This window comes from Kitasatospora sp. P5_F3 (genome assembly GCF_054049135.1).
Map to the genome: position 1 here is coordinate 24,464 of NZ_JBFUMY010000043.1, position 7,636 is coordinate 32,099.

The 7,636-nt window shown below is 73.2% G+C and carries 8 protein-coding genes; 6 read left to right on the forward strand and 2 right to left on the reverse strand.

Going from position 1 to position 7,636, the window contains the following annotated elements:
* Positions 1-50 precede the first annotated feature (50 nt).
* Positions 51-1,586 carry a hypothetical protein gene (locus ACXJMZ_RS24360; protein ID WP_457032183.1) on the forward strand — a complete coding sequence of 512 codons (1,536 nt, stop codon included), beginning with the start codon at positions 51-53 and terminating at the stop codon, positions 1,584-1,586.
* Here the strand turns inward: ACXJMZ_RS24360 and ACXJMZ_RS24365 are convergent.
* Together ACXJMZ_RS24365 and ACXJMZ_RS24370 are read right to left on the reverse strand one after the other, a co-directional pair.
* Positions 1,555-1,758 carry a hypothetical protein gene (locus tag ACXJMZ_RS24365; protein WP_457032184.1) on the reverse strand — a complete coding sequence of 68 codons (204 nt, stop codon included), beginning with the start codon at positions 1,756-1,758 and terminating at the stop codon, positions 1,555-1,557. The genes ACXJMZ_RS24360 and ACXJMZ_RS24365 overlap by 32 nt on opposite strands.
* 45 nt (positions 1,759-1,803) lie before the next feature.
* Positions 1,804-2,394, reverse strand: coding sequence for a DinB family protein (locus ACXJMZ_RS24370; RefSeq protein WP_457032185.1), 591 nt, complete (start codon positions 2,392-2,394; stop codon positions 1,804-1,806).
* 55 nt (positions 2,395-2,449) lie between these two features.
* On the opposite strand from ACXJMZ_RS24370, the gene pip reads away from it, so the two are divergent.
* The 5 genes from pip (at position 2,450) to ACXJMZ_RS24395 (ending at position 7,634) form a co-directional block, all read left to right on the forward strand.
* Complete coding sequence (gene pip / locus ACXJMZ_RS24375; protein ID WP_457032186.1) at positions 2,450-3,409, forward strand: prolyl aminopeptidase; 960 nt, start codon at positions 2,450-2,452, stop codon at positions 3,407-3,409.
* A 58-nt stretch (positions 3,410-3,467) separates the two neighbouring features.
* Positions 3,468-4,088, forward strand: a complete 621-nt coding sequence (locus tag ACXJMZ_RS24380; RefSeq protein ID WP_457032187.1) for an alpha-ketoglutarate-dependent dioxygenase AlkB — start codon at positions 3,468-3,470, stop codon at positions 4,086-4,088.
* A gap of 364 nt (positions 4,089-4,452) precedes the next feature.
* Positions 4,453-5,322 (forward strand): acyl-CoA thioesterase, encoded by an 870-nt coding sequence (locus tag ACXJMZ_RS24385; protein WP_457032188.1) that lies wholly within the window; start codon positions 4,453-4,455, stop codon positions 5,320-5,322.
* Positions 5,323-5,363: 41 nt separating this feature from the next.
* Positions 5,364-6,149, forward strand: a complete 786-nt coding sequence (locus ACXJMZ_RS24390; RefSeq protein ID WP_457032189.1) for a DUF1684 domain-containing protein — start codon at positions 5,364-5,366, stop codon at positions 6,147-6,149.
* Between the two features lie 105 nt (positions 6,150-6,254).
* Positions 6,255-7,634: an MFS transporter gene (locus ACXJMZ_RS24395; RefSeq protein WP_457032190.1), complete on the forward strand. Its 1,380-nt coding sequence runs from the start codon at positions 6,255-6,257 to the stop codon at positions 7,632-7,634.
* The last annotated feature ends 2 nt before the right edge of the window (positions 7,635-7,636 follow it).

Here is a 7,636-nt window from a genome sequence, read left to right on the forward strand (position 1 = left end):
CGGGGAAAAAACCACGGGCCGCAGGAGCACCCTCCTGACAGGATTCTGCCGTGCCCCACCCCCTGAGCGGCCTCGCCGCCAACCCGGCCCTGCCCCGCACGCTCCTCGACCGGCTGATCGCCACCGCCGACACCGACACGCTCGTGAAGCTCGCCGACCGTCCGGACCTGAGCCACGCCGACGCGGTCGCGCTGGCGGCACGCCACGAGTACGCGGCGATCCGGCTCGCCTACTCCGGCCGACTCACCGCCGCCGACGTCGATCCAGTCGCCCAGCCCTCGGCCGCACTGGCTCTGCTCGACGAGCGCGCCGGGCACCCCGCCTGGGCGCGGCTGCTGGCGGCGCACCCGGCCGTGGAACACCGCGAGAAGCTGGCCGCCTGCCCCGACCTGCCGTCCGACGTGGTGGCGCTGCTCGCCGCCGATCCCGAGATCCGGGTGGTCGCGGAGCTCGCGCTGTGGACGACGTCCGAGGCAGCCACCCGGCTCGCGGAACACCCGCATGCCGAGGTACGCCGCTCGGTGGCCGTCAACCAGGCGGCGCCGCCGGCCGTACTGGCGATGCTGCTCACCGGCAACGGGCTGCCGCCGGCCCGGTGGTGCCTGGTCTGCGACCACGAGCCCGTCCCGTTCGAATACGACCCGCACGGCCCGCGCCGCAACTTCGCTCTGCTGCCGGGCGCCGCCTGCGACGGCAGCCACCAGTCCACAGTGCACGCGATCCAGCAGGCGGCGCTGGGCAACCCGGCCACTCCCCCGGCGGCCTGCGCCGCCTTCGCCGACCATCCGTCCGCCCTGCTCCGCCACGAACTCGCCGACCGGACCGATCTGTCGGCGTCGACATATGCACGGCTCGCCGAGGATGCCGTGCCCTGGACGCGGGCCGCCCTGGCGGCGAACCCGGCGATCGACGAGACCCTGCAGCGCCGGCTGGCCATGGACGACGGGCACGACGTCCGGCGCAGCCTCGCCCACCACCCGCATCTCCCGCTCGACCTGCTGACCTCCCTCGCCGACACCGTCCGGACCGGCCCGGTCCTGCTGCCACGGGTGGCGGCCGCCTCCCCGAGTGAGGTCAACGAGCTTGCGCGGTCGGCGAGTTCGGCGATGCGGATGCTGGTGGCGCAGCGCCGGGACCTGCCCGCCGGGGTCCGGGACGCCCTGGCCGCCGACCCCGATGCGAAGGTGGTCGCCTCGGTCGCACCGCACCCCGGCCTGTCCGAGGCGCAGCTCCGGACCGCGCTCGACCGCCATGGCGACCAGGTGGCCGCTGCGGTGGCCGCCAACCCCGATGCTCCGTCAGCCCTGTTGGCCGATCTCGCCCACCGCAGCCCGCCGGCCCGGAAGGCGCTCCGGGCGATCGCCCGGCACCGGCATGCGACGGCGCCGGCGTTGCAGGTCTGCCTGACGGACCCCCGGGCCCGGCGGACGGCGGCCGGGCATCCTGCCCTCCCGCCTTCGGTGGTGGCCGAGTTGCTCGGCGACGACGACTGGCAGGTGGCGGAGGCGGCGGCCGCCAACCCGGCGCTGCCGCGTGCGCTCGCCGAGCAGTTGATCAGATCACCAACCGGCGGGCGTCCGCGATGAACGCCTCCACTGCGACCTCGAAGGCCCGCTCCACGCGCTTCAACTCCGCACGGCTGCCTGCGGGCTGGCTGCTTCCGACCAGCTCGAAGGCGGCGTGGGCGGCGCGGCGCTGGAGCACCGGCGTCCCGAACGTGCCGATCAGGGTGCCGAGTACGGCCACTGTGGCAGCCAACACAGTTTCCATGTCGATGAGTTGACCACGCCGGATGGTCGGCCGTCAGGCCCCGCGCCGATCAGCCTCCCGCGCCGCCCGCTCCAGTCGGTCGCGGTGCCCGGCCCACCAAGTGGGGTCGCCGGGCGGCAGGTTGTCGTTCTCGCCGCGCTGGCCGACCGATCCGTCGATCAGCTCCCGGACGATGTCGGCGTGGCCCGCGTGCCGGTGGGTCTCGCCGATCATGTGGACCAGGATCCGGTGCAGGGTCAGCTCGCTCCGCTTGCCCCAGGGCACCCGGCCCAGCGCGTCGAGCGGCAGCGCCGCGATCGTCGCGTCCGAGTGGGCCCACGCCTCCCGGTACAGCCCGACGATCTGCTCACGACTCTCGTCGGCGGTCGCCCACAGGTCCGAGTTCGGCTCGGCGTCGGTCGCGATCCAGAGCTGCGGCGTCTCGAACGGCCGCCCGAAGGTCTCACCGAAGTACGCCGCCTCAGCGCTGGTCAGGTGCTTGACCAGCCCCAGCAGGTTGGTACCGGTCGGCGTCATCGGCCGACGGAGGTCGTACTCCGACAGTCCGTCAAGTTTGAGCAGCAGCACGTCGCGTGCGTCCTGCAGATACAGCTGGAGGTCTGCCTTGGGCCCCGATTCGGTCATGTGCGCCAGTCTGCCAGGGGGGCGCGACGGAGTCCCTGCCCTAGGATCGACGGCCATGGCTGACCTCTACCCTCCGACCAGTCCCTACGACAGCGGATTTCTCGACACCGGGGACGGCAACCGCATCTACTACGAGCAGCTCGGCACCCCCGAAGGAAAGCCCGCCCTGTTCGTCCACGGCGGCCCGGGTTCGGGCGCACCGCAACGGCCGACCAGGGCCTGGGACCCCGAGCACTACCGCCTCATCCGCTACGACCAGCGCAACTGCGGCCGCAGCACTCCGCACGCGAGCGACCCGGCGGCGGACATGAGCCAGAACACCACGCAGCACCTGATCGACGACATGGAGCGGCTGCGCGACCACCTCGGCATCGAGCGCTGGTTGCTGAACGGCGCGTCCTGGGGCTCCACGCTCATCCTGGCCTACGCGCAACAGCACCCCGAGCGGGTCAGCGAGATCGTCATCCAGGCGGTGACGACGACCCGCCGGAGCGAGACCGACTGGCTCTACCGAGGGGCCGGGCGGTTCTACCCCGAAGCCTGGGACAGGTTCCGCGACGGCGTCCCCGAAGACGAGCGGGACGGCGACCTGCTCGCGGCCTACGTCCGACTGATGGAGAACCCCGACCGGGCGATCCGGGAGCGGGCCGCTGCCGACTGGCTCACCTGGGAGGACGCGGTCATCTCGAACGAGCCCAACGGCAAGCCCGGCATGTACAGCGACCGGGAGATCGAGGCCCAGATCGCGTTCGTCCGGATCTGCGCCCACTTCTTCAGCAACGGCGCTTGGCTGGATGACGACCAACTGCTGCACAACGCGCACAAGTTGGCCGGAATCCCGGCGGTCCTGGCACACGGCCGGCACGACATGGGCAGCCCGGTCCAGACGGCCTGGGAACTGGCGAAGCGGTGGCCGGACGCGCGGCTCCACATCTTCGAGGACTCGGGGCACGTCGGAAGCGACGCGATGGCGGAGACGGTCCGGGCCGCCCTCGAGGAGTTCAAGAACCGCTGAGCCCAGGGCTCACACACAGATTAGAACACCTTTTCGATTCAGGGCGTACGCTGGAGCCATGCACTTCCAGGGATCACTGCTGAGCGCCGACCGCCCCGAGCTCGGGCCCCTCACCGGGGTACGCCGGACCGAGCTCGGGCACGGGGCCTGGGTGGATGTGCTGCCCGGGTGGGTGCGTGGGGCGGACGCGCTCTTCGAGCGACTGGCCGACGGGGTCGAGTGGCGGGCCGAGCAGCGGGAGATGTACGAGCGGGTGGTGTCGGTGCCCCGGCTGCTGGCGTACTTCGGGGAGGGCGACGAGCTGCCCGATCCGGTGCTGGCGGAGCAGCGGGCGGAGCTGAGTGCGTACTACGGGGACGAGTTGGGCGAGCCGTTCGTGACGGCCGGGCTCTGCCTGTACCGGGACGGGAACGACAGCGTGGCCTGGCACGGGGACCGGATCGGGCGGGGGCGGTCGGAGGACACCATGGTGGCGATCGTCTCGGTCGGCGAGCCGCGCACCTTGGCGCTGCGGCCCACCGGCGGGGGCCGGGAGTCGGTCCGGTACGCGCTCGGGCACGGGGACCTGCTGGTGATGGGCGGCTCCTGCCAGCGCACCTGGGAGCACGCCGTGCCGAAGACGGCCCGCCCGGTCGGGCCGCGGATCAGCATCCAGTTCCGCCCACGCGGCGTGAACTGAAAAACTCCGGAGCGGGAGGGCGTCGGCGAGCTGGTGGGCGGCCTCGCCGCGCTGGCCGCGTTCCTGCTCTACCGCGCCTGGGTGCTGCGGCGCCTCCCGCACCGGGGTGGCCATGGACGGATCGCCCGACTGGCGGGCCGTCTGCACCACCGGGTTCGGCGTCCTGATCATGCTCTGCCTCGTCTACGTCGGGGTGTCCGACGCTCTCCTGTTCTGACCCCGATGTCCGACCTCGGTACCGGCGCGCCCCCAGCTGGCTGTCGGTGCGCCGGGCGGGAATGCGGGCCGGGTGTGCAGACTTCTGGGTAGACGAACACAGCGTCGGGCCCGGCACACGGCCCGGCCGAGAGAGGACGACACGACTATGGGCACCCCCGTCGACCAGCTGGTGGACCTGCTCGACCTGGAGCAGATCGAGCTAAACATCTTCCGTGGGCGCAGCCCCGAGGAGTCGCTCCAGCGGACCTTCGGCGGGCAGGTGGCCGGGCAGGCGCTGGTGGCGGCGGGGCGGACGGTGGACGACGACCGGCCGGTGCACTCGCTGCACGCGTACTTCCTCCGGCCGGGCGTGCCCGGGGTGCCGATCGTGTACCAGGTGGACCGGATCAGGGACGGGCGGTCGTTCACCACCCGCCGGGTGCTCGGCATCCAGCAGGGGCGGAGCATCTTCGCGCTGACCGCCGACTTCCACGTGCCCGAGGCGGGCGGCATCGAGCACCAGGAGGCGATGCCGGCCGTACCCGCTCCCGAGGACCTGCCGAGCGCGCTGGACGAGGTGGGCGCCCGGCTCGGCGAGCTGCCGCCGTTCATCAGCCGTCGGCAGCCCTTCGACATCCGGTACGTGGACCGGCTGCGGTGGACCCAGGAGGAGCTGGTCGGGGTCGAGCCGCGCAGCGGCGTCTGGCTGAAGACCAACGGCGCGCTCCCCGACAACCCGCTGATCCACGTCTGCGCTCTCACCTACGCCAGCGACATGACGCTGCTGGACTCCGTCCGGGCCCCGGTCGAGCCGCTCTGGGGCACCCGGAACTTCGACATGGCCTCGCTCGACCACGCGATGTGGTTCCACCGTCCGTTCCGGGCCGACGAGTGGCTGCTGTACCAGCAGGAGTCGCCGATCGCGCACGGCGCACGCGGGCTGGCGCGGGGTCAGATCTTCGACCGGAACGGCCGGTTGGTCGTCTCGGTGATGCAGGAGGGACTGTTCCGGCCGCTCGGTGACCGGCGGCCGTGAACTCGTACAGCAACTCGTACGCGCACAGGGAGGAAGCAGTCATGACCGAGACCGCCGCCGAGGAGTGGCAGCACTGGACGGAGCACCGCACGGCGTCCGTCGGCGCCCCGCACGGCGCACTCGCACTCACCGGCACGCACTGGCTGGAGCCGGAGCCGGCCGAGATCCCCGGCCTGCCCGGCCGCTGGTGGGCCGCCGACGGTGCGGTGCTGGTGCAGGCCGCAGCCGCCGACGGGCTGCGGGTGAAGGGTACGGAGGGCGCGGTGGACGGCACCGTCGAGCTGCGCCCCGACACCGATCCGGCCGCCGACCTGCTGACGCTCGGTGAGATCCTGCTGGTGCCGATCGAACGCGAGGGCGAGCCCGCTCTGCGGGTCTTCGACCCCGCCTCCCCGGGGCGCGCGGCGTTCGCCGGGATCTCGACCTACCCGTACTCGCCGGAGTGGGCGGTCCCCGCGGTCTTCACCCCCTTCGAGAACGACCACGACGTGCTGGTGCCGAACGCCGACGGCCGGGACCGGCCGCTCCCGGTCACCGGCCGGATCGCCTTCCACCTGGCCGGCGAGCCGCACACCCTCACCGTCAGCCGGGCGGGCGACCGGCTGAGCGGGGTGATCGCCGACGGGAGCAGCGGGCGGGAGACGTACCGGTTCCGCTTCGTCACGCTGCCCGCGCCGGACGCCGAGGGCCGGACGGTGCTCGACCTGAACCGGGCGTACCTGCCGCCGTGCGCGTTCGCCGACCACTTCGTCTGCCCCTTCCCGCCGCCGGGCAACCGGCTGTCGGTGGCGGTCGAGGCGGGCGAGAGGCAGGTCCTCAGCAGGTAGCGGGCCCAGGTAGCGGGTCAGGGTCGCCCGGGGCGGGGCCGTCCGGGTCAGGGTCGTCCGGGGCGGGCGGAAACCGTTTCGGCTGCGGCGGGGTGGTGGGTGAGGATGAGGCCCGTGTCGACCCCGCTGCCCGCCCCCGCCAACCCGCCCACCTCCGAGCCCATACCGCGCGGTCCCGAGCCACGCGGTCCTGAGCCGTCCGATCCCGAACCGTCCGGTCCTGGCTCGGGCGGGGGCGGACGGTGGCGTCGGCTGGGGCGCGGTGCACTGGCCGACCTCAGCCCGCTGCGCGAGCACCCCGACTACCGGCGGCTCTGGACCGGCCAGGTGGTCTCCGCCGTCGGCCAGCAGATGACGGCGGTCGCGGTCGCCGTCCAGGTGTACGCCCTCACCGGCTCCAACTTCGCCACCGGCCTGGTCGGCCTCTTCTCGCTCGTCCCACTGGTCGGCCTCGGCCTCTACGGCGGCGCGATCGCCGACACCGTGGACCGCCGCCTGCTCGGCCTGGTCGGCTCCTCCGGACTCGCCCTCACCTCCGCCGTACTGGCCGTCCAGGCCCTGCTCGGCCTCGGCTCGGTGGGCCTGCTGTACGCGGCGGTCGCCCTGCAGTCCGGCTTCTTCGCACTCAGCTCGCCCGCTCGGTCGGCGATGATCCCCCGGCTGGTGCCGGCCCATCAGCTCCCCGCCGCCAACGCGCTGGGCAGTATGAGCATGAGCCTGGGCACCACCGTCGGTCCGATGATCGGCGGCGTGCTGATCGCCGCCTTCGGGGTCCAGTCCGCGTACCTGGTCGACACCCTCGCGTTCAGCGGCACCCTCTACGCGATGTGGCGGCTCCCGGCCATGCGCCCCGGCGACGGCGCCACCCGCAAACGCGCCTCCGTCCTGGACGGCCTGCGCTTCCTGCGCAGCCGCCCCAACCTGCGCACCAGCTTCGTCGCCGACCTGATCGCGATGGTCTTCGCCTCCCCCCGCGCGCTCTTCCCCGCCATCGCCGTCACCGTCTACGGCGGCGGCCCCGGCACGGTCGGCCTGCTGGTCGCCGCGCCCGCCGTCGGCTCGCTGGCCGGGGCCCTGTTCTCCGGCTGGATCTCCGGGGTCCGGCGGCACGGCCTCGCCATCGTCACCGGCGTCGCCGCCTGGGGCCTGGCCATCGCCGCGTTCGGCCTCTCCGCCCAGCTCTGGCTCGGCCTGCTGATGCTCGCGGCCGCCGGCTGCGCGGACAGCATCAGCATGATCTTCCGCAACACCATGCTCCAGGTCGGCGCCCCCGACGACATGCGCGGCCGCCTCCAGGGCATCTTCATCGTGGTCGTGGCCGGCGGCCCCCGCCTCGGCGACTTCTTCGCCGGCACCGCCGCCTCCCTCACCTCCTCCACCACCGCCCTCCTCGCCGGCGGTCTGACCTGCGTGACCACCGTCCTCCTCCTCGCCGCCCTCCGCCCCGCCTTCCGCCACTACGACGCCCACCACCCCGCCCCCTGACC

Excerpts from the sequence above, each read along its gene's own strand:
- ACXJMZ_RS24370 (WP_457032185.1), bottom strand. The coding sequence starts at position 2,394 with ATGACCGAATCGGGGCCCAAGGCAGACCTCCAGCTGTATCTGCAGGAC.
- pip (WP_457032186.1), top strand. The coding sequence starts at position 2,450 with ATGGCTGACCTCTACCCTCCGACCAGTCCCTACGACAGCGGATTTCTC.
- ACXJMZ_RS24380 (WP_457032187.1), top strand. The coding sequence starts at position 3,468 with ATGCACTTCCAGGGATCACTGCTGAGCGCCGACCGCCCCGAGCTCGGG.
- ACXJMZ_RS24385 (WP_457032188.1), top strand. The coding sequence starts at position 4,453 with ATGGGCACCCCCGTCGACCAGCTGGTGGACCTGCTCGACCTGGAGCAG.
- ACXJMZ_RS24390 (WP_457032189.1), top strand. The coding sequence starts at position 5,364 with ATGACCGAGACCGCCGCCGAGGAGTGGCAGCACTGGACGGAGCACCGC.
- ACXJMZ_RS24395 (WP_457032190.1), top strand. The coding sequence starts at position 6,255 with ATGAGGCCCGTGTCGACCCCGCTGCCCGCCCCCGCCAACCCGCCCACC.